Genomic DNA, 20,920 nt, shown 5'->3' with positions numbered 1-20,920 from the left:
GTCAACCTTTCGCGATCTGTATCTTCTTCGCGGTCTCCGATTTCTCGGGTGCCAGCTTTGGCACTGTCAACTGCAGCACGCCGTCCTTCATCGCAGCACTCGCATTGGCCCCGTCCGCATCAGAAGGCAGGCGGAAGGATCGACGGAACGCGCCATATTGGCGTTCGCTGAAATACCAAGTGTCGCCTTTTTTCTCCGTCGCGGTCTTCTTTTCGCCCCGAATAGTCACGACCCCATCCTCGACCGAAATATCGATATCCTGTTCTGACACCCCGGGCAGTTCCATCGAGATGTCATAAGTGTCCTCGCCACCCGAGGCCTCGCTTGCCGGGCTTAGCCAGTCGGCAATCCGAGCCCCCATTGCGCGCAGCGGGTCATAAAGTGAAGGCCAGAGGCCACCGTGTTCAGTCTTTTCAACCATGGCAAATTCCCTCCTTTCATGGTGCGATGAATCATATGCCTTTCGCGGAATATGGAAATTGATCTTGCTCAAATCCAGTAGCAAAAACCGCCCCTTGCAGATTGTATGCGTCAACGCCATCCTGCGCGGCGAAATACCCGGGGACACCAAATGACTCCTTCTGATCTGGATGCACTCTTTGCCGCGCGGCATTCCTGCCGGGCGTTCCGCCCCGATCCCGTGCCCCGCACGGTCATCCAAGAGATCATCTCGACCGCACGACGCGCGCCATCCTGGTGCAATGCACAACCCTGGCAACTGACCGTGACCAGCGGCGGCGAAACCGACCGCTTTCGCGCGGCCCTGCACCAAGAAGCAGCCAGTGGCACGCCGGAACCTGATCTGGCCTGGCCCACGCGCTATGCCGGTGTGTATCAGGAGCGCCGCCGCACTTGCGGGTGGCAGCTCTATGAGGCCGTTGGAGTTGAAAAGGGTGACCGGGTCGGCTCCGCGCGGCAGATGATGGAGAACTTTAGCCTGTTTGGTGCGCCACATTGCGCCATCGTCTCAAGCCCTGCCGACCTTGGCCCCTATGGCGCGATGGATTGCGGTGGCTTTGTCACCGCGTTCACCATCGCGGCGCAATCCCATGGGATCGCGAGTATCGCGCAGGCGGCGGTGGCGTCTTACGGGCCATTCCTGCACGCGTATTTCGACATTCCAGAGGACCGCCTGATCCTCTGTGGCATTTCATTTGGCTATGCCGATACCGACCACCCCGCCAACGGATTTCGCACGGAACGTGCGCCGATTTCCGATATCGTTGACTGGCGGGGAACGACCTGATGCGCGCCCTTGTTCAACGGGTCAGCACGGCCAGCGTGACCGTAGATGGTCAGACCATCGGCGAGATTGGCCCCGGCCTATTAATCCTCGTTTGCGCCATGCAGGACGACAGCGACGATGCCGCGCGTAAACTCGCCACAAAGATTCCCAAGCTGCGCATTTTTCGCGATGATGCAGGTAAGATGAACCAGTCCCTGCTCGACACCGGCGGCGCAGCCCTTGTCGTCAGTCAATTCACGCTGGCGGCTGACACCTCGCGCGGCAATCGCCCGGGATTTTCTGCTGCCGCACCGCCGGATGAGGGCAAGCGGTTGTACGAACTGTTCGCCGCGGAACTGGCCACGCAAGGAATCACCGTCGAAACCGGCGAGTTTGGTGCCGATATGGCAGTCGCACTCGTCAATGACGGCCCCGTTACCATCTGGATGGAGAGTTAAATGGATACCAGAGCGATCAAGATCTGGCGTGCAGGTGTAGATGCGGTCGGCGGGTACGAAGCCACGCGCACGGCACTCGCGACCAGCGATGGCCCGGCACCGGATCAGATCATCGCCGTAGGCAAGGCGGCGGGAGACATGGCGCGGGCCGCGTTGGACCATTTTGGACCGCTGCCCGCATTGGTCGTGACCAAGGATGGCCATGCACAGGGCCTGCCGGACGAGGTACATGTCATCGAATCCTCGCATCCCGTGCCCGATGCCCGCAGCCTGAGTGCAGGCCGCGCCTTGCGCACCTGTGTGCAGGGCATGGCCCCCGGAACGCACCTCTTGCTGCTGGTCTCCGGGGGGGCATCGTCACTGGCCGAGGATCCCGTCGAAGGCAAAACCCTGAGCGACCTTCAGGCTCTCAACTCCAGACTTCTGTCCGATGGGCTGGACATCACCGCCATGAATATCGAGCGGCGCAAGATTTCGCGCATCAAGGGCGGTGGTCTCTTGGGCACGTTCACCGGGCAGTCGGCGCAGGTGCTGGCGATATCCGATGTCCCGGGCGATGATTTGTCGGTGATCGGGTCCGGCATCGGCGCGCCGCCAAACCCATGTTCCTTTGACTGCGAAACCCGGATCATCGCCAGCAATACGCTTGCCCGCAACGCGGCGGCCGACGCCGCCAAGATTCTTGGATTGACGGTATTGGAAAACGTGGAATCGCTACATGACGATCTGCCAACACTGGCGCGTCGTATCGGCAGGCGCTTGCAGGACATGCCACCCGGCGTCGTGGTTCTGGGTGGCGAACCCACAGTGGTCCTGCCGCCCAATCCCGGTCGCGGCGGTCGCAATCAGGCGCTGGCGCTGGAGCTCGCACGGGAAATCGAAGGCATCGAAGGGATCACTGTCATCGTCGGTGGCACCGATGGCAGCGATGGGCCAACCGATGCGGCCGGCGGTGTCGTCGATGGCACCACATGGGGCGCAGGTGCGGCCGAAGTGCTGAAAGCGGCCGACAGTGGCAGCTTTCTTGAGCAGCAAGGCGCGCTTTTTACCACAGGCCCAACAGGCACCAACGTGATGGACCTGCTGATCGCGGTACGGGATTGACACCCGCACCGCATCGGAAAACAGTCGCGCCATGACCCACGCCCCAAACGCGCTGCGCGAGATTGAGGAACTGCCCGATGTGGGCATCACTCTGTCCGATGGCTGCCGCCTGTCTGCGCGCGTCTGGCGGCCTATTGACGCGGTAACCAACCCCGTGCCCGCGATCCTCGAATACCTGCCCTATCGCAAACGTGACGGCACCTGTGCGCGGGATGCGTTAACCCATCCGTGGTTCGCCCGGCGTGGCTATGCCTGCATCCGTGTGGACATTCGCGGCAATGGCGACAGCGAAGGACTGATGTCCGACGAATACACGCCGCAGGAACTCGCCGATGCGGTCGAGGTCATCAACTGGCTTGCCGCACAAGACTGGTGTTCCGGCAGCGTCGGAATGATGGGGATCAGCTGGGGTGGATTCAATTCCCTTCAAGTCGCAGCACTTCAGCCCGACCCGCTGAAGGCGATCATCACCCTGTGCTCGACTGTCGATCGCTTTGCGGATGACATCCACTACAAGGGTGGATGCCTCTTGAATGAAAATCTCGGTTGGGGCGCCACGATGTGGTCCTATTCCAGCCGTGCACCCGATCCGGCATTGCGTGAAAACTGGCGCGAGATCTGGCTTGATCGACTTAAGAACGAGCCATTTCTGCCCTCGGTCTGGTTGCGCCATCAACGCCGTGATGACTATTGGCGGCAGGGGTCCGTGTGCGAGGGTTTTAGCGCAATAAAGGCGCGGGTTCTGGCCGTGGGCGGATGGGGAGATGCCTACAAGAACGCGGTTCCACAACTTGTGGAAAACGTCCCCGGTGCTAAGGGTATTGTTGGGCCTTGGGTCCACAAATACCCTCATTTCGCCGTTCCGGAACCACGTATCGGCTTCCTGCAAGAAGCGCTTCGGTGGTGGGATCGCTGGCTCAAGCAGAAAGCGACCAACGTCGAAAACGACCCCGACTACCGTGCCTGGCTGATGGATGGCGTGCGCCCCGCGACCTGGTACACCGAGCGTCCCGGTCGCTGGATCGCCGAGCGCGGAGCGGCGACATCCCACCTTCCCCGACGCACGCTGCACCTATCCGACACAGGGCTGAGTGATCACGGAGGCGGTCTTAGTGCCACGATCAGGTCCCCCCATCATTGCGGCATGGCGGCGGGCGAATATTGCGCCATCTGGCTGGGTCCGGAACTGCCCGGAGACCAGCGCGCGGATGATGCCCTGTCGGCCTGTTCTGACACTGGCCCGCTCGCTGAGGATATGGATATCGTGGGCGCGCCGTCGTTGCGCCTGACGTTGACTGCGGACAAACCACAGGCGCAAATCGCCGTCCGTTTGAACCATATCCACCCGGACGGAGCCAGCACACGGATCACCTATGGCGTTCTGAACCTCTGTCATCGCGACGGATCGGACAGTCCGACACCGCTGGCACCGGGTGCACCTGTCGAAATCGATCTGACGCTGGATCACATCGCCTATCGCGTGCCACGGGGTCACCGGTTGCGGGTCGCGATTTCCACCGCATACTGGCCGCTGCTCTGGCCCAGCCCCGAAACAACCGCGCTGACACTGACGCGTGGGGCGCTCGATCTGCCTCTGCGCGAAACGGCAGACGCCGATGAATGGCAGTTTCCGCCACCCGACGCCGATGCGCCATGGCAGACCGAGGAGCTGCGCCCCGAGGCCCATTTGCGCAGGCAGGAAACCGATCTGACGACGGGAGAAGTGCATTTGGTGATCGAGGACGATTTTGGCAAGTTCCGCGATGCCAACCACGGCCTGATCTCCGGATCAATCGCGCGCGAACGCTGGTCGATCCACCCTGACGATCCGTTGTCAGCGCGTGGGACTTGCCACTGGACGGATGAACTCGAACGTGGCGACATCCGCTTGCGCACCGAGACCACCTGTGAAATGTCGTCGGATGCCTCTCACTTTCACCTCAGGGCCCGACTTGAGGCCTATGAGAACGACAAGCTGATACTGGACCGGGACGTTTGCGACAGTATTCCGCGCGATCTGCTGTGATCCTGCCGCCCGATCAAATGACATCGCCCCTTGCGAGCAGGTCCGAAATGCGCAAACCTTGACTCATCAATCAATAAAGCCGCGCAGCAAGCGTGGCACCAAACGGGAGCTCCTGATGAACAACCAACTCGATTACATGGCCAGCCGCGTGACGGCTGGGAAAATGACCCGTCGCGAATTCATGGGCAAGGCCGCCGCGCTCGGCGTAAGCGCAGTGGTCGCGACCTCGATTTACACCGGCGCAGCCAGAGCAGCCGATCCAGTAAAGGGCGGCACGATCAAGCTGGGCTCTTCTGGCGGTGAAAGCACGAACACGCAGGATCCGGCGCTGACCGCATCCGAAGTTCCCCTGTCCAACATCCGCCATTGGGGTGAAACGCTGGTCGATGTAAGCCCGGATGGCTCTCTCGATTTCCGCATGGCAGAAAGTGTCGAGGCTTCGGCCGATGCAAAGACCTGGACCTTCAAAATCCGTCCCGGCGTAGAATTCAGCAATGGCAAGACCATGACCGCCGAGGATGTGCTGAAAACGATGCAGCGCCATTCCAACGAAGATAGCCAATCCGGCGCGTTGGGTATCGTCAAAGGCATCGAAGGTATGAGCGTAGACGGCGACAATTTTGTCGTGGAGCTTGGCACTGCTAACGCGGATTTGCCCTATTTGATGGCCGACTACCACCTGATGATCCAGCCCGATGGTGGCATGGAAGACCCGGCGGCAGGCATTGGCACCGGCCCCTACACCATCGAATTTGACGAGCCTGGCGTCCGCCACGGCTTCAAACGCAACCCGAATTACTGGGACGCCGACAATCGCGGCTTTGCCGAATTCAGCGAAGTGCTGGTACTGAACGATGCCACTGCACGTGCGGCCGCCCTGCAATCAGGACAGGTTCATGCGATCAACCGGGTCGATCCCAAGGTTGCTGCACTACTCGACCGCGCGCCAAATCTCTCGGTTGAGAGCGCCTCTGGTCGTGGCCACTATGTCTTTATCATGCATGTCGACACTGCACCGTTTGATGCCGCCGAACTGCGGCTGGCACTGAAATACGCCATCAACCGTGAGGAAATGGTCGACAAAATCCTGCGTGGCTATGGCAGCATCGGCAACGACTTTCCGATCAACGCCTCTTATCCGCTGTTTGACGAAAGCATTGAACAGCGCGAATTCAATCTTGAAAAAGCCGCCGAACATTACAAGGCCTCGGGCCATGATGGCAGCCCGATCATCCTGCGCACAGCCGATGGGGCCTTTCCCGGCGCAGTCGATGCCGCGTCGCTGTTTCAGCAATCGGCACAAGCTGCCGGCATTCCCCTGGAGATCAAGCGCGAGCCAAATGATGGCTACTGGTCGGAAGTCTGGAACAAGCAACCGTTCTGTGCCTCCTACTGGGGTGGCCGACCGGTGCAGGACCAGATGTATTCCACGGCCTATCTGTCGACCGCAGACTGGAACGACACGCGCTGGAAACGCGATGATTTCGACGCGATGTTGCTGTCGGCCCGTGGCGAACTGGACGAAGCCAAACGCAAGGAAACCTATTCCAAGATGGGTGTAATGCTGCGCGACGAAGGCGGGGTAATCCTGCCGATGTTCAACGACTTTGTCAGCGGTGTATCGAATTCTGTCGGTGGCTGGGTTACCGATCCAAATGGCGAGATGATGAACAACAAGTTCAACATCAAGTGCTGGGTCGAAGCCTGATCAGATGCACCCTGTCCTGAAACTTGTGGCCCAGCGATTGACGCTGGGCCTGATCCTCCTCTTTTTTGCCTCGATCCTGATTTTTGCCGGCACAACAATCCTGCCTGGTGACGTGGCACAATCCATTCTGGGCCAAGCTGCGACGCCCGAAGCGCTGGCCAACCTGCGCGCCGAGCTGGGGATGAACGATCCCGCGCTCACCCGCTATTTCGACTGGCTGGGCGGCGTGATGCACGGCGATCTGGGCACCGCCCTGACCAATGGCCGCGACATCGCTGAAAGCCTTGGCGTACGTTTCAAGAACACCATTTTCCTTGCCTTCTGGGCCGCTGTTATAGCGGTGCCGCTGGCCATCTTTCTCGGCCTTCTCTCGGTCCGCTATCGGGACCGTTGGCCGGACAAGCTGATCTCGGCCGTAAGCCTCACTTCGATTTCTATCCCCGAATTTCTGATCGGCTATGTGCTGATGTACTTCATCTCGGTCAAATTGGGTTGGTTCCCTTCAGTCGCGATGATCAACGACACCATGTCTTTGGGTCAGAAACTGAATGCGATCGCCCTGCCCGTCATGGTGCTGACGCTGGTGGTTCTGGCGCATATGATGCGCATGACCCGCGCCGCAATCCTTAACGTCATGCAGTCGGCCTATATCGAGACTGCCGAACTCAAGGGGCTGTCCGGCCTTGACGTCATCCGCAAACACGCCTTTCCCAACGCAATCGCGCCAATTGTGAACGTAGTGATGCTCAACCTCGCCTATCTTGTGGTCGGGGTTGTCGTGATCGAGGTGGTGTTCGTCTATCCCGGCATGGGCCAATACTTGGTCGATCACGTGTCCAAGCGTGACGTTCCTGTTGTGCAGGCTTGCGGGTTGATTTTTGCGGCCGTCTATATCGCGCTCAACATGTTCGCCGATATCGTCTCAATCCTGTCCAATCCGCGTTTGAGGCATCCGAAATGAAGAATATTCCCATCTCGGCCCTCATCGGCCTGTTCTTCACCGGCCTCTATTTCCTGATGGCTATTTTTGCACCGCTTCTGGCTCCTTACGGCATGGCCGAGGTCGTCGGGGACGTGTGGGAGCCATCGTCAAGCCAGTTCCTGCTTGGCACAGACAGCATCGGACGCGATCTGCTCAGCCGGATGATCTATGGCGGGCGTACCACGATCTTTATCGCGACGATGGCGACCGCGCTCAGCTTTATCACCGGATCAATCCTCGGCTTTCTGGCTGCGGTTTCCGGCGGTTGGGTCGATCAGGTCCTTTCGCGCTTTGTCGACCTCATCATGTCGATCCCGACTCTGATCTTTGCGCTTGTGGTTCTGTCGGTCATGCCGGTCACGGTCCCGGTTCTGATCCTGGTCATGGGTCTGCTTGACTCGACCCGTGTCTATCGCCTTGCCCGTGCCGTTGCCGTTGACATCACCGTCATGGACTATGTCGAGGCTGCACGCCTGCGCGGCGAGAAAACCGCGTGGATCATCTTTCGCGAAATCCTTCCCAATGCACTCAGCCCGCTGGTCGCGGAAATGGGTCTACGCTTCATCTTTATGGTGTTGTTCGTATCGACCCTGTCGTTCCTGGGCCTTGGCGTGCAACCGCCAGAGGCGGACTGGGGTGGCATCGTGAAGGAAAACAAGGAAGGCATCGTTTACGGCATTCCCGCCGCACTGATCCCTGCCTTTGCCATCGCAACATTGGCAATCTCGGTCAATCTTGTAGCCGACTGGGTGCTAAACCGCACCACCAGCCTGAAAGGAGGGCGCGGATAATGTCAGACCCACTCGTCAAAGTCCGTGGCCTTAAGATCGGGGCGACCATCTATCCACCGGACGAAAAACCCCATCCAATCGAGATCGTCCACGGCGTCGACTTCGACCTACAAAAGGGCGAGGTTCTCGGCTTGATCGGAGAATCCGGGGCCGGCAAATCCACCATCGGCCTCGCAACCATGGCCTATGGCCGCGGTGGCGTTGAAATCACCGGTGGTGAGGTCTGGGTCAACGGTCGCGATATCCTCGCGAGCGGCATGCGGGATGTGCGACGCCTGCGGGGCGGCGAGGTCACTTATGTCAGCCAGTCCGCCGCTGCGTCGTTCAACCCGGCCAAGCAGATCATGGAACAGGTGACCGAGGCCGCGATCCGCCACAACAAGTTCAACAAGAAAGAGGCCGAGGCCCGTGCCATCGAACTCTTTACCAAACTCGGATTGCCCGATCCCGAGAACATCGGCAACAGGTACCCACACCAGGTTTCAGGCGGGCAGTTGCAGCGCTGTATGACCGCACTGGCATTGTGCCCAGAACCCGATCTTGTGGTGTTTGACGAACCCACGACGGCGCTTGACGTGACCACTCAAATCGACGTGCTGGCCGCGATCAAGGAAGCCATCCGCGATACAGGCGTCGCTGCGCTATACATTACCCACGATCTTGCTGTGGTGGCACAGGTTGCCGACCATATCATGGTGCTGCGTATGGGCGACATGGTGGAATATGGCACCACCGATCAGATCATCAACAAGCCGCAGGAAGAATACACCCAAGCGCTGGTTTCGGTCCGCTCGATCAAGCACATCGAAAAGGAGCCGACACCGGAACCGGTTTTGTCCGTCAGAAACATCACCGCGCGTTATCCCGGCACACAGTTTGATGTGTTGCATGACGTCAGCGTTGATCTGCATCCCGGCCAGACCCTCGCCATTGTCGGCGAAAGCGGCTCGGGCAAATCCACCTTGGCGCGTGTGATCACCGGCCTGCTGCCGCCGCGCGACGGCGTCATCGAATTTGCCGGGCGTACACTCAGCCCCGCATTCGAAGGCCGTACCCGCGAAGACCTGCGCGAATTGCAGATGATCTACCAGATGGCCGACGTCGCGATGAATCCGCGCCAAACCGTCGGCACCATCATCGGTCGTCCGCTCGAGTTCTACTTCGGCCTCAAGGGGCGCGAAAAACAAAAGCGAATTCAGGAACTGCTGGACGAAATCGAATTGGGTGACGGGTTTCAGGATCGTTATCCTGCGGAACTGTCCGGAGGGCAGAAACAGCGGGTCTGCATCGCCCGCGCCCTTGCCGCAAAGCCCAAGATGATCATCTGCGACGAGGTCACATCGGCACTCGACCCGCTGGTGGCAGACGGCATTCTCAAGCTGTTGCTTAACCTGCAAAAAATCGAGGACGTGGCCTATCTCTTCATTACTCACGATCTGGCCACGGTCCGCGCCATCGCGGACTCAATCGCCGTGATGTACCAAGGCAAGGTCCAGCGGTATGGCTCAAAGACTGATGTGCTTAGCCCTCCGTTTGACGATTATACCGACCTGTTGCTGTCCTCGGTCCCGGAGATGAAGCTTGGTTGGCTGGAAGAGGTCATCGCCCATCGCAAGATGGAAAGCGCAGGGAACTGACGCCCCCTGCGCCCGGGCCGCCGCGCCCCTCACAAGATGATCGCATCCCGCTATTGAACGCGATCATCCACGGAACGTTTGACCGCTCTGAGCCCGTGGTTGCCTGATGTCTCGTTCGACCTGTTGCCATCGGGTGAAATTTTTTGGACAAACGTTAAATGGATACCTGATCCAAATAGCTAACAACTCTATTCGGTTTGATATCAGTGAGGAGAAACAGCTATGACCAACGAAATGGACTTGCACGCCTCGGATCGACAGCCCAATATTGGGTCCAGTCGAATGCTGGTGTACTACTATTTAGTCTTGATTTTGTCGGCACCAATCATCTTGCTTGTGGTACACAATTCCGCATGGAAATTCGTCTTCTCAGCAGTGCTCTTTATCGCATTCAGTACACCTCTGGCATACGCCCTGCGCAAAAGGCGGAGTCTCTATAGACTTCGTCAGGGTCAAGTGAATGAACTAAGGACGTCCACCTACTAAACTGCTTTGCTGCCGCAGCGAACGTCTGAAAAGTCCGCATACCTGACATTCCAGACAGCGGCACCTTGGCGAATTTTTTGGAGGGGGGCGTCGGTCGCGAGCCCGGTCGCGCCGTGTGCTCTGCGCATCGTACCAAAACATCCGGCAATGCGTTTGTCTTGGCGCGCCCCCCAGCAACTCGCCCTTTAACCCATTTGGTGAGTTTCCGACCGTATACCCCGGCAACGCCGGCCAGTACGCTGTATCCGCACTTTGCCGGTGCGAGGGTGGTCCACGGGCTGCGCACCCATGTCACCCTTTCGATTCGCTCTGATGGCAAGGATAATAACGGAGCAAAGAGCAGGATTCGGAGAATCGCCGCTGCCGGTCGCGTTAACCGTTGCGCGCACGCTCCTTGGTTGCCACAAATCGGGAAGCGGCGCAAATTCAGGGAAGACGCGAACCACATGCAAAACAAACTTCTTCTCATCATCCTCGACGGCGTACCCCATCGCAATTTTCGTCGCCTCTTTGGCAATCTCGAAGGTTGGGTTCAGTCCGTCGAGGCCCGTGTCTGGACGCATCGCGCGGTGCTGCCGTCGATCTCGGCCAGTTGCTATGCTTCTATCCACACCGGGGTCAGCCCGCAGGTGCATGGCTGCACCGGCAACGGCAACGTGTTCCGCCTGGGCCACCCCGATATCTTCAGTCAGGTGCGGGCGGCCAACGGTGTAACCGGAGCCGTGTCTCATTCATTCTGGTCCGAGTTCTTTAACCGCCATCCGTTCGATTACGTGCGCGATATCGAGTATGACGAGCCGGACAGCGACACCATCAACCACGGACGTTTCCACAGCATGACTGGTTATGGCCATGACAACCAGATGACCCCCTCTGACGTCGATCTGTTCGCCACCCTCACCAATCTGTGCCTGCGATTTGGGCTGAACTATGGGCTTTTGCACACCTGCACGCTCGACAGTATGGGGCATCGCTTCTTTCATGATTGTTCGCAGATGGACCACGCCTGTGCCGTGATGGACGAGATGCTCGCGCCCTTCATACCCAAATGGCGTGCCGCCGGGTACGAAGTCATCGTGACGGCGGATCATGGACAAGATGCGCGCGGCCATCACGGCGGGCACGATCCGCTCCAGCAGGAGTCGGCGCTCTACTATTTCGGACCGGCTGATGGGCCGCCCGAAGGCACGGTCATCGATCAATTGCAAATCGCGCCGACGGTCTTGTCACGCTTGGGAGCGCCGATCCCTGAAACGATGAAGGCAACGCCGTTTCTGACCTGAACCGGATCAGTCGTAGGGCCAGATATCCTGACCAAGAGCTTCTATAGCAAGAGAGATACGTTCGAAACTGTCCTGTGCTCGCGCCACGGTCGTCCGCGCGCGCAGATAGCCATGGACAAGACCTTGTTCGCATATCCAATGTGCCTTGCCCCCAGCCGCGAGGATGCGGTCGCAATACACCTGCCCGTCGTCACAAAGCGGGTCACATTCCGCCGAAAACACAATGGTCGGTGGGAGGTTCGCAAAGTCGCTGTCAGCCAGCGGCGCATAGGTCGGATCACCCTTAGGAACGGTGCCATCTGCCGCCCGCACACCGGCGTTGTTGACCACATAAGCGCGCTGTAGCAGCGGTGCTTCGGCATGGGTGATATACGAGCCCGCATCAACATCCCCGCCAAGCCCAGGATAGATCAACACCTGCCCCAAAATACAACTTAGGCAACCGCGCGCATGGCCAGCCACCGCAGCTGCAAGATTGCCGCCAGCGCTGTCTCCCGCAAGGACGATGGGGGCGGAAAACTCTGTCTCGGCCCAGCACGTCGCCGCATATGCATCGTCAAAGGCGGCAGGGTGCTTGTGTTCCGGGGCGAGACGGTAGTCCACCGACACCACGCGATACCCTGTCTGGGCGCAGATTTCTGCGCAAACATCGTCATGGCTATCAAGGCCGCCAACCACAAAGCCGCCGCCGTGAAAATACATGACAGTCCGGGTCGGACCGCCAGCGCAATAGACGCGCACCGGCACGCCATTCGCTGAGACGTCTTGTGCCTCGATCATCTCTGGTCGCGCCGCACGGAACTCGGCACACATCGCGTCATAAGCCGTGCGCTCTTCTTCAATTGTTCGACCGGTAGCATCATCGGGATAAATTTCGCGTGTGCGCCGGATGAATTCCCAGGTTTGCGCGTCAATCAGCGAGTCGTAGTCCATTGCTGCCTCCGGGAAGATTCTTGAGTTAACTCAACTTGCCCATTCCCAAGGGCGTGTAAAGTCTCCAAGAACCTTCGCGACATCCGCTTCTTCTGCTCCGTTGCGCTCGAGCTGCGCAACCAGGCCGCGCTTCTTGTCGTCAACGACATTTTCAACCCGCGCCGGGTTGCCGGCTGCTTCCAACGCCCCGTTGTAGACGCGTGTGATGGCGTTCTTGCGCAGATCGGGTTTGAACACTTTGCCGACTGCTGTTTTTGGCAATTCATCAAGGATCGTGATGTGCTTGGGGCGCGCAGCCCTTTCGTGCACATGCACCTGACAGTATTCCATCAACTCTTCGGGCGTGACCGAGCCGCCATCGACCAGTTCGACAAAGGCACAGGGCAATTCACCAGAATGCGGGTCCGGTTGACCGATTGCGCCGGCAAACGCCACCGCCGCATGACCCAACAGCGCCTCTTCGATCTCGGCCGGGTCAATGTTGTGGCCACCGCGAATGATCAAATCCTTGGCACGCCCGGTGATCCAGAGATATCCATCGGCATCTATCCGGCCCAGATCGCCGGTTCTGAGATACTTGTCCTGATAATAAAGGTCAGTGTTCTTGGCCACTTCTGTATAGGTCTTGCCGGTATAGACACCGGGGTTGCTGATACAGATTTCACCAATCTCGTCCTCGCCCGCCTCTACCGGCCCATCGGCAGACCCTTTGATGATCTTGACGTCGGTATAGGGAAACGGAATGCCGATCGAGCCGACCTTCTTTTCACCATCAACCGGGTTTCCGGACACCAGACAGGTCGCCTCGGTAAGCCCGTAGCCTTCGATGATCGTCACGCCAGTGGCCTTTTCAAAGCGCCGGAACAGCTCCAGCGGCAGAGGGGCCGATCCAGAGAACGCCTTTTTCACGGTCGAGATATCGGCATCCACGGGCCGCTGCATGCTGGCCGCAATGGCGGTTGGCACTGTCACGATGAATGTGGTCTTGTAGCGTTCGTTGAGCTTCCAGAAATTGTCGAAAACACCTTCGCCACGATACCCTTGCGGCGTTGGAAAGATCACATGGCTGCCACAATAGACCGCTGCCATGAGGATCACGTGACAGGCCATCACGTGAAACAGCGGCAAGGGGCACATGATGTTGTCTTCTTCGTTCAGCAACAGTTCGCCGCCGACCCACCCGTTATAAACCACGCCGCCATAGGTGTGTTGTGCCACCTTGGGCATGCCCGTCGTTCCGCCGGTGTGGAAATAGAACGCCACACGGTCTTCTGCGCTGTCTTCAAAGGCAAGACTGGTGGGCTGCCGGGCCAGTTCCTTGTTGAAATCCTTGTAATCCGCGTGCGCGAGATGTTCCTTGTTCGGCATCTTGGGGCGGATCAAGGGAACAATCCAGGATTTCGGCGGCGTCAGATACCGGTTCAGATCGATCTCAAGCACCGTGTCGACATCGGGTGCATGACGCACAGCCTCGGCAGTCTTTTCCGCAACGTCGGTCTTAGGGAACGGCTTGAGCGTCACGACCACCTTGGCCTTGGTTTCGCGCAGGATCGACGCGATCTGTTCGGGCTCAAGCAAGGGGTTGATCGGATTGACGATCCCGGCAATGGCCCCGCCCAGAATGGTCAGGATCGTTTCGTTGCAATTGGGAAGGATAAAGGCAACGGCGTCCGTTTCGCCGACACCTAGCGAGCGGAAGAGGTTCGCCGCCTGCACCGATTTCTGCAACAACTCGGACCAGGTCAGCGTTTCGACCTTGTCCGTCGGGCCTGACAGAATCTGGTAACTGATCGCATTGTTCCCGGGGTACTTCTTTGCTGTTCCGGAAAGCATCTGGAACAGGGTCTTGGGAACGTCCCGCTCTGCCCACGGCATTTTGCCTTCAATCGCGTTGCGATCAGCCAGATTTGCAATGGACATTATAGTTTCCTCCCCAGGGCGCCCGATTTCAGGCGTTTGATTTGGAAATCAAAATGCGGGGAAACGTGATGCCACGCAAGGGTGCATCATTGGCTGATTGGCCCCAGAACCACGTGACGTCGCGCAACTTTTTAACGGTTGGCGGAAACTTGCGGGCTGGCCGGTCAGGCTGCGGCGCTGCCATCGGTGAACTGCAAACGCGCCAGACGGGCATAGAGACCGCCCTCGGCAACCAGCTGATCATGCGGCCCGGTCGCCACGATCTGTCCCTGATCCAGCACAACGATCCGGTCGGCCTTTTTCACCGTCGCCAACCTGTGCGCCACGATCAAGGTGGTGCGCCCCGCGCTCAGCTCATCGACCGCTTGCTGGACCAACCGCTCGCTCTCGGCATCCAGCGCGCTGGTCGCTTCGTCCAGCAACAGCACCGGAGCGTCGCGCAGTATGGCACGGGCAATGGCGATCCGTTGCTTCTGCCCACCGGACAGCATCACTCCCCGCTCGCCGACATAGCTGTCATACCCCTGCGGCAGCGCATCGATGAAGTCATGCGCTGCGGCGGCGCGCGCGGCGGCCACAACCTCTTCATCGGTGGCGCCGGGACGACCAAAGCGGATATTTTCGCGCGCCGAGGTCGCAAAGATCACCGGGTCCTGCGGAACCAGCGCGATATGCCGGCGAAAAGTATCGCGGGCGAGATCCGTCAACGCCACACCATCCAGCGTGATGCGGCCATTGTCAGGATCGTAGAACCGCTGGATCAGTTGAATGATTGTTGTCTTGCCCGCCCCGGATGGCCCGACAAAGGCAACGGTTTCACCCGGCGCGATATCCAGTGATACATCCGAGAGCGCAGCCGTTTCAGGGCGTGCGGGATATCGAAACGACACGTTTTCAAACGCAATCCGCCCATGCACGGGTTCTGGCAAGTCTTTGGGTTGGTCCGGATCCTGCACAGCATCAATGGTTGCAAGCAGCTCCACCAAACGCTCCGTTGCCCCTGCCGCCCGTTGCAGTTCGCCCCAGATTTCCGAAAGCGCGGCCACGGACCCGGCAACCATCACCGAATAGATCACGAACTGGATGAGGGTGCCTTCGGTCATGTTGCCAAGGCGGACATCCAGTGCCCCCATCCACAGAACGCCGACCACACCGGTAAAGACCAGAAAGATCACGATCACGGTCATCAGCGCCCGTGTGCGGATACGGCGGCGGGAAACATCGTATGAGGTCTCTGTCATCTCGGCGAACTGTGCGCGGCTCGCTGTTTCATGCGTATAGGATTGCACGGTTTGCACCGCACCCAATGCTTCAGAGGCATTGCCCGAACTCGCGGCGATCCAATCCTGATTTTCGCGGCTGATGACCCGCAGTTTACGCCCAAGCACCAGGATCGGCACGATGACCACCGGCACGATAAGCAAGACCAACCCCGTCAGCTTGCCCGACGTCAGCAGCATCAGGATCAAACCGCCAATAAAAATCAGCAGGTTACGCAAGGCGATCGAGATCGAAGACCCCAGAACCGACTGGATCAGCGTGGTATCGGTTGTAATCCGGCTCAGCACTTCGCCGGTCATGATCTTTTCAAAGAACTGTGGGCTCATCCCGATCACGCGGTCAAAAACCGCCATCCGGATATCCGCAACCACCCGTTCCCCAAGGCGTGTAACCAGCGCATAGCGTAGGCCGGTGCCGATCGCGAGCAAACCGGCGATCGCCAAAGCGGCCATAAAGTACTGATCCAGAATGGCCCCATCCTGTGCGCGAAAGTTATCAACCACACGGCGCACGGCCAATGGCAGGGTCAGCGACACACAGGCAGTCAGAACCAGCGCCATGATCGACGCGACAATCAAACCCCGATACGGAGACATGAAAGGCCACAAGGCCTGGAGGCCGCCAATCGCCTTTGAGCGTTCGCGCTCTTCAGTGGCACCGGGGGCCACTGCTGGCGCGGATTGGCTGGTCTGGGGTCGGCGGGCCATCTCGCCTCCTTTGGTCATTCAGCATACCACCTGACGGGCAGTATTTTCTTGGCCCCGTTTCATGGCCGCGCAAGCAGGCGGGGTCAAGCGTTCGATCCGTGCCCGGTGGCGAACTTCGACATAAATAGGACGTTGAAACAGGCAATAGTGCGGACTACTGGACGGCGGGATGGGGCAATGACATTTGACGCCCCCCCGACAACAGGGTACCTGAATTTTTCTACGGTTCGAAAGAAAGAGCGTTTAGGCAGGCATGCGGGTCATCTTTCATACAGGCGCACACTGCACCGATGGTGATCGTATTCTGAAATGCCTCTTGCGCAACAATCAGACCTTTTCGCAACGCGGCATTGCGGCCCCCGGCCCCGGAAAATATCGTGAGCTGTTGGGGCAATCGTTTCGGGCCATGTCCACGACGCAGCCTGCACCCGATGCACGCGAAGTACTGATGGATGCCATCCTTGATGACGACCATGCCGACCGGATGATCCTGTCCAATGCGTATTTCCTCGGATCCCGGCGCTTTGCCGTTCAGGACGGACAGTTCTACCCGGCGGCACCAGAACGCGTAACCCATCTGCAAAAGCTGTTTCCCGGCGATCAGCTGAGCCTGTTCATGGGGCTACGCAATCCGGCGACGTTTCTGCCGGCGGTTTTGGGCGACGCGACACCGGAACTGCTTGCCGATGCCCTCGGAGGCGCAGAACCACAAAAGCTACGCTGGTCCGATTGTCTGCGTCGGATCCGCGCGGCGGCGCCCGATATGGAAATGACGGTCTGGTGCAACGAGGATACCCCCCTGCTCTGGGCTCATATAATTCGGCAAATGGCCGGTCTGCAGCCTTACGAAAAGATCGTTGGCGGATTTGATCTGTTAAGTGATCTGATCACACGCGAGGGCATGCAGCGGTTCCGCGCCTATCTGCACAAGTATCCACGGCTGAACGAGCAACAAAAACGCGGCGTGATCGCGGCATTCCTGGAGAACTTTGCCATTCCCGAGCAGGTGGAAGAAGAACTCGACCTGTCCGGATGGACCGAAGACTTGGTGGAGGAAATGACCGAACTCTACGACGAAGATCTCGCACGGATCCGCAATATTCCGGGGGTCACGCTGCTTGACCCCTGACCGTTTGCAAATGCTAATCTACTTGCATCGCGCCCTGCGCCCTTGAGATATCTGAACCAAGCGTCGCAACGGAGACGATCAACCATGCTGCAACATTGGCCCCGGCGATTGTTCCTGTCCTTGTCCCTCGCGGCAATGATGACCCCGCTTGGGACCCGCGCAGACACACCTGTAACCGTCTTTGCCGCAGCCAGCCTGAAATCGGCACTCGACGAACTTGGCACGGCCTATGCGGGACCGGTGCAAATCTCCTATGGCGGCAGTTCGACCTTGGCACGCCAGATCCAACACGGCGCGCCGGCCGATCTCTTTATCTCGGCCAATACCGCATGGATGGATGTTCTTGAGCAGGAAGGACTGATCGTCACAGCAAGTCGCCGAACGCTCTTGACCAACCAGCTGGTCCTGATCGCGGGGCCTGATGTAAACGGTGATCTCTCCATTGAACCCGGCTTTGATCTCGCGGGGGCGTTGGGGCAGGACCATCTGGCAATGGCGCTCGTCGAGGCAGTACCTGCGGGCATCTACGGCGCGGCCGCCCTGCGATCCCTCGGTATCTGGGAGCAGGTCGCCCCCAGCGTCGCGCAAACCGACAATGTGCGCGCCGCGCTGATGCTGGTGGCTCTGGGCGAAGCGCCCTACGGCATCGTCTATGCAACCGACGCAGCCGCAAGCCCCGAGGTCCGAATCGTCGGCACATTCCCTGCAACTTCGCATCCGCCGATCCGATACCCGGCAGCGCTAGTTACTGGCGCCAGCCTTGCCCCGGCACAGGTGTTTCTGGATTATCTCAGCACTTCGGAAGCAGCAGAGGTATTCCGAAATCACGGATTTGGATTGCCGGAGGATGGCGCGTGACCGATTGGCTCGGCCCGGCGGAATGGCAGGCCCTCGCCTTGTCCTTGCGCGTCTCGCTTTTTGCCACTCTGCTGAGCCTGCCTTTAGGTGTGTTCATTGCCTACGCCTTGGCCCGTTGGCAGTTCCGCGGCAAACACTTGCTGAACGTGCTTGTGCATTTGCCGCTGATCCTGCCGCCCGTGGTCACAGGCTATCTTCTTTTGCTGACCTTCGGCCGGCAGGGTGCGATCGGCAGTTGGCTTTATGACAGCTTTGGCATCGTCCTGGCCTTTCGCTGGACCGGGGCCGTGCTTGCCGCCGCGATCATGGCATTTCCCTTAATGGTGCGCTCTCTGCGGTTGGCCATAGAGGCGGTGGATCCAAAACTTGAACAGGCTGCAGCGACACTCGGCGCATCACGCCTGTGGGTGTTTGCCACGGTAACGCTACCACTGATCCTCCCCGGACTGATCGCAGGATCGGTATTGGCATTTGCCAAGGCGATGGGCGAATTCGGTGCAACCATCACCTTTGTCTCCAATATCCCCGGCCAAACTCAAACCCTGCCCTCTGCGATATATGCGTTCCTGCAAGTGCCCGGTGGCGAAGGACCGGCACTACGCCTCGTCGTCGTATCAATCATAGTTGCGATGGGCGCGCTATTGGTATCAGAATGGCTCGCGCGGCGCGCGACACAGCGGGTTGCCGGCGCATGAGCCTGTCGGTGGACATCCGTCATCGCCTCGGCGCGCTTGACTTGCAAATCTCGTTCAGCGCACCGGGTGGCGTTACCGCGCTTTTTGGCAGGTCAGGCACTGGCAAGACGACCGTCATCAACGCGGTTTCAGGTCTTCTGACGCCCGACCATGGAACCATTGAAATTGACAGAACGCCCGTTCTGGACACGCGTTCGGGCCTGTCTGTACCCACGCACAAACGCCGCGTGGGCTATGTGTTTCAGGACGGACGCCTGTTCCCACATCTGTCCGTGCGCCAAAACCTGACATACGGCGCCCGCTTCGCCCGCACGAGCCCCCGTGCAACCTTGGCAGAGGTCAGCGAGCTGCTCGGCATATCTGACTTACTAGAGCGGCGCCCCGGCGGCTTGTCAGGCGGCGAAAAGCAGCGTGTCGCAATCGGGCGGGCCCTGTTATCACGTCCCCGGATACTTTTGATGGACGAACCATTGGCTGCGCTGGATTCAGCGCGCAAAGCCGAGATCCTTCCGTTTCTCGAACGACTGCGCGATCACACCGATATTCCAATCCTTTATGTCAGCCACTCGGTCGCCGAGGTCGCTCGCCTCGCAACCACGGTCGTCGTACTCGAAGGAGGCAGTGTGGCGCGATCCGGTCCAGCCGAACACGTACTCTCCGACCCAGAAATGGTGCGCCAGCTTGGTGTGCGCGAAGCAGGTGCCGTGTTGCCAGCGACAGTCGCCAGACATCACGACGACGGGCTGACCGAGTTGAGCGTTTCCGGCGGTCGGCTGTTTCTGCCCGAGATGGAGACCGCACCCGGCACAATGACTCGCGTGCGGATCCTTGCACATGACGTGATCCTGTCCCGCGCCGTGCCAAAGGGGCTGTCTGCGCTCAATATCCTGTCGGCCAAGATACTCGCATTGCGCGGCGGCGATGGCCCCGGCGTCATCGTGCAAATGCAATGCGGCGAAGATCGCCTGCTGGCCCGCATCACCCGCAGATCCGCCGATGCGATGGCATTGAAACCCGGCGATCGCATCCATGCGGTCATCAAATCGGTATCAATAGCCCGCACCGATGTCGGCGCAGGATAGTCAGTCTACACCTCCGGCGCTTTCGCACAATGCAGATTGTAAATGTATTTTGTAGTTGGGCTTGGTGGGTTACTTACCATCGACAAAGGTGATCAATCTGCCCATTGCTTTGCAAACCTCTGGTTCGCCCCGCCACCCCATCGTAGCACTGGGCGTCAGGAAAGCGGACATTGCTTCCGGCCAACCGATTACGGGTTCCTGCAACAGTTCGGTCGGTCGCTCGGAAGATGGCGGCATATCCACTAACCTACCAGTCGCCAAACTGCTGCTGGCATGTGGATATCCACTAGGTTTTGTATGACTGTGGATGCACCCAACAAAGGTAGCTGTTAAGTTTAGCTGACACCCTGAGAGTCGTCTGGCAACGTGCGCTGCTGAAAATGAAAGAAATAGATCATGAAGCTTAAACTCACTCTTGCAAGGCTAGAAAGTCTCCTCATGACGGCATGCGACGACCTGCGGGGCAGCATGGATGTGAACAGCCCCACTTGAGTGGTCCAAATTGAGAGTTAGTGCATGAATGGCCTTTGGTCCATCTGAACGATGGCCTCTGGCGCAGGTGGGCGGTAGCCCAGAGCACTATGGGGTCGTTTGGTGTTGTAATGGTTCCTCCAT

The 20,920-nt window shown here is 59.0% G+C and carries 18 protein-coding genes; 13 read left to right on the top strand and 5 right to left on the bottom strand.

The annotated features are described in order from the left end of the window. Position 1: 1 nt before the first annotated feature. Complete coding sequence (locus tag ABJO75_RS08030; protein WP_348128990.1) at positions 2 to 421, bottom strand: Hsp20/alpha crystallin family protein; 420 nt, start codon at positions 419 to 421, stop codon at positions 2 to 4. 150 nt (positions 422 to 571) lie between these two features. On the opposite strand from ABJO75_RS08030, the gene ABJO75_RS08025 reads away from it, so the two are divergent. From ABJO75_RS08025 to ABJO75_RS07985, 9 genes are all read left to right on the top strand, one after another. Continuing rightward, a complete protein-coding gene (locus ABJO75_RS08025; protein WP_348128987.1) occupies positions 572 to 1,246 on the top strand; it encodes a nitroreductase in 675 nt (224 codons plus the stop codon). Continuing rightward, positions 1,246 to 1,683, top strand: coding sequence for a D-aminoacyl-tRNA deacylase (gene dtd, locus ABJO75_RS08020; protein ID WP_348128984.1), 438 nt, complete (start codon positions 1,246 to 1,248; stop codon positions 1,681 to 1,683). Before ABJO75_RS08025 ends, dtd begins: the two co-directional genes overlap by 1 nt. Further along, entirely contained in the window at positions 1,684 to 2,787 is a 1,104-nt protein-coding gene (locus ABJO75_RS08015) for a DUF4147 domain-containing protein (protein WP_348128981.1), read from the top strand. A 31-nt stretch (positions 2,788 to 2,818) separates the two neighbouring features. Next, complete coding sequence (locus ABJO75_RS08010) at positions 2,819 to 4,813, top strand: CocE/NonD family hydrolase (protein ID WP_348128978.1); 1,995 nt, start codon at positions 2,819 to 2,821, stop codon at positions 4,811 to 4,813. Between the two features lie 115 nt (positions 4,814 to 4,928). Continuing rightward, positions 4,929 to 6,521 carry an ABC transporter substrate-binding protein gene (locus ABJO75_RS08005; RefSeq protein ID WP_348128975.1) on the top strand — a complete coding sequence of 531 codons (1,593 nt, stop codon included), beginning with the start codon at positions 4,929 to 4,931 and terminating at the stop codon, positions 6,519 to 6,521. A 4-nt stretch (positions 6,522 to 6,525) separates the two neighbouring features. Further along, positions 6,526 to 7,482, top strand: coding sequence for an ABC transporter permease (locus tag ABJO75_RS08000; RefSeq protein WP_348128972.1), 957 nt, complete (start codon positions 6,526 to 6,528; stop codon positions 7,480 to 7,482). Continuing rightward, entirely contained in the window at positions 7,479 to 8,294 is an 816-nt protein-coding gene (locus tag ABJO75_RS07995) for an ABC transporter permease (RefSeq protein ID WP_348128969.1), read from the top strand. The genes ABJO75_RS08000 and ABJO75_RS07995 overlap by 4 nt, the downstream gene beginning before the upstream one ends. Then, positions 8,294 to 9,931 (top strand): ABC transporter ATP-binding protein, encoded by a 1,638-nt coding sequence (locus ABJO75_RS07990; protein ID WP_348128966.1) that lies wholly within the window; start codon positions 8,294 to 8,296, stop codon positions 9,929 to 9,931. Before ABJO75_RS07995 ends, ABJO75_RS07990 begins: the two co-directional genes overlap by 1 nt. 932 nt (positions 9,932 to 10,863) lie before the next feature. Next, positions 10,864 to 11,700: an alkaline phosphatase family protein gene (locus tag ABJO75_RS07985; RefSeq protein ID WP_348128963.1), complete on the top strand. Its 837-nt coding sequence runs from the start codon at positions 10,864 to 10,866 to the stop codon at positions 11,698 to 11,700. Between the two features lie 6 nt (positions 11,701 to 11,706). Here ABJO75_RS07985 and ABJO75_RS07980 read toward each other — a convergent pair whose 3' ends face one another. The 3 genes from ABJO75_RS07980 to ABJO75_RS07970 form a co-directional block, all read right to left on the bottom strand. Continuing rightward, on the bottom strand, positions 11,707 to 12,633 hold the full coding sequence (locus ABJO75_RS07980; protein ID WP_348128960.1) for an alpha/beta hydrolase: 927 nt from the start codon (positions 12,631 to 12,633) through the stop codon (positions 11,707 to 11,709). A 30-nt stretch (positions 12,634 to 12,663) separates the two neighbouring features. Beyond that, on the bottom strand, positions 12,664 to 14,553 hold the full coding sequence (locus tag ABJO75_RS07975) for an acyl-CoA synthetase (protein WP_348128957.1): 1,890 nt from the start codon (positions 14,551 to 14,553) through the stop codon (positions 12,664 to 12,666). A 164-nt stretch (positions 14,554 to 14,717) separates the two neighbouring features. Then, positions 14,718 to 16,541 carry an ABC transporter transmembrane domain-containing protein gene (locus ABJO75_RS07970; protein WP_348128954.1) on the bottom strand — a complete coding sequence of 608 codons (1,824 nt, stop codon included), beginning with the start codon at positions 16,539 to 16,541 and terminating at the stop codon, positions 14,718 to 14,720. A gap of 253 nt (positions 16,542 to 16,794) precedes the next feature. On the opposite strand from ABJO75_RS07970, the gene ABJO75_RS07965 reads away from it, so the two are divergent. From ABJO75_RS07965 to modC, 4 genes are all read left to right on the top strand, one after another. Next, a complete protein-coding gene (locus ABJO75_RS07965) occupies positions 16,795 to 17,670 on the top strand; it encodes a hypothetical protein (RefSeq protein WP_348128951.1) in 876 nt (291 codons plus the stop codon). A gap of 135 nt (positions 17,671 to 17,805) precedes the next feature. Beyond that, positions 17,806 to 18,528: a molybdate ABC transporter substrate-binding protein gene (modA, locus tag ABJO75_RS07960; protein ID WP_348129041.1), complete on the top strand. Its 723-nt coding sequence runs from the start codon at positions 17,806 to 17,808 to the stop codon at positions 18,526 to 18,528. Beyond that, complete coding sequence (modB, locus tag ABJO75_RS07955) at positions 18,525 to 19,223, top strand: molybdate ABC transporter permease subunit (RefSeq protein ID WP_348128948.1); 699 nt, start codon at positions 18,525 to 18,527, stop codon at positions 19,221 to 19,223. The genes modA and modB overlap by 4 nt, the downstream gene beginning before the upstream one ends. Continuing rightward, the gene (gene modC, locus ABJO75_RS07950) at positions 19,220 to 20,305 is read left to right on the top strand and encodes a molybdenum ABC transporter ATP-binding protein (protein ID WP_348128945.1); all 1,086 of its coding nucleotides are present in this window, start codon (positions 19,220 to 19,222) and stop codon (positions 20,303 to 20,305) included. Before modB ends, modC begins: the two co-directional genes overlap by 4 nt. Before the next feature lie 509 nt (positions 20,306 to 20,814). Here the strand turns inward: modC and ABJO75_RS07945 are convergent. Continuing rightward, the coding region (locus ABJO75_RS07945; RefSeq protein ID WP_348129038.1) for an integrase core domain-containing protein at positions 20,815 to 20,920 on the bottom strand (106 nt) is incomplete at its 5' end.

The organism is Sedimentitalea sp., assembly GCF_039973035.1.
Taxonomy (GTDB): domain Bacteria; phylum Pseudomonadota; class Alphaproteobacteria; order Rhodobacterales; family Rhodobacteraceae; genus Sedimentitalea.
This window is presented reverse-complemented; position numbering and strand designations above follow the sequence as displayed.

Excerpts from the sequence above, each read along its gene's own strand:
- ABJO75_RS08005 (WP_348128975.1), top strand. The coding sequence starts at position 4,929 with ATGAACAACCAACTCGATTACATGGCCAGCCGCGTGACGGCTGGGAAA.
- ABJO75_RS08000 (WP_348128972.1), top strand. The coding sequence starts at position 6,526 with ATGCACCCTGTCCTGAAACTTGTGGCCCAGCGATTGACGCTGGGCCTG.
- ABJO75_RS07970 (WP_348128954.1), bottom strand. The coding sequence starts at position 16,541 with ATGGCCCGCCGACCCCAGACCAGCCAATCCGCGCCAGCAGTGGCCCCC.
- ABJO75_RS07975 (WP_348128957.1), bottom strand. The coding sequence starts at position 14,553 with ATGTCCATTGCAAATCTGGCTGATCGCAACGCGATTGAAGGCAAAATG.
- ABJO75_RS08010 (WP_348128978.1), top strand. The coding sequence starts at position 2,819 with ATGACCCACGCCCCAAACGCGCTGCGCGAGATTGAGGAACTGCCCGAT.
- ABJO75_RS08015 (WP_348128981.1), top strand. The coding sequence starts at position 1,684 with ATGGATACCAGAGCGATCAAGATCTGGCGTGCAGGTGTAGATGCGGTC.
- ABJO75_RS07980 (WP_348128960.1), bottom strand. The coding sequence starts at position 12,633 with ATGGACTACGACTCGCTGATTGACGCGCAAACCTGGGAATTCATCCGG.
- ABJO75_RS07965 (WP_348128951.1), top strand. The coding sequence starts at position 16,795 with ATGCGGGTCATCTTTCATACAGGCGCACACTGCACCGATGGTGATCGT.
- dtd (WP_348128984.1), top strand. The coding sequence starts at position 1,246 with ATGCGCGCCCTTGTTCAACGGGTCAGCACGGCCAGCGTGACCGTAGAT.
- ABJO75_RS08030 (WP_348128990.1), bottom strand. The coding sequence starts at position 421 with ATGGTTGAAAAGACTGAACACGGTGGCCTCTGGCCTTCACTTTATGAC.
- modC (WP_348128945.1), top strand. The coding sequence starts at position 19,220 with ATGAGCCTGTCGGTGGACATCCGTCATCGCCTCGGCGCGCTTGACTTG.
- ABJO75_RS08025 (WP_348128987.1), top strand. The coding sequence starts at position 572 with ATGACTCCTTCTGATCTGGATGCACTCTTTGCCGCGCGGCATTCCTGC.
- ABJO75_RS07985 (WP_348128963.1), top strand. The coding sequence starts at position 10,864 with ATGCAAAACAAACTTCTTCTCATCATCCTCGACGGCGTACCCCATCGC.
- ABJO75_RS07990 (WP_348128966.1), top strand. The coding sequence starts at position 8,294 with ATGTCAGACCCACTCGTCAAAGTCCGTGGCCTTAAGATCGGGGCGACC.
- ABJO75_RS07995 (WP_348128969.1), top strand. The coding sequence starts at position 7,479 with ATGAAGAATATTCCCATCTCGGCCCTCATCGGCCTGTTCTTCACCGGC.
- modA (WP_348129041.1), top strand. The coding sequence starts at position 17,806 with ATGATGACCCCGCTTGGGACCCGCGCAGACACACCTGTAACCGTCTTT.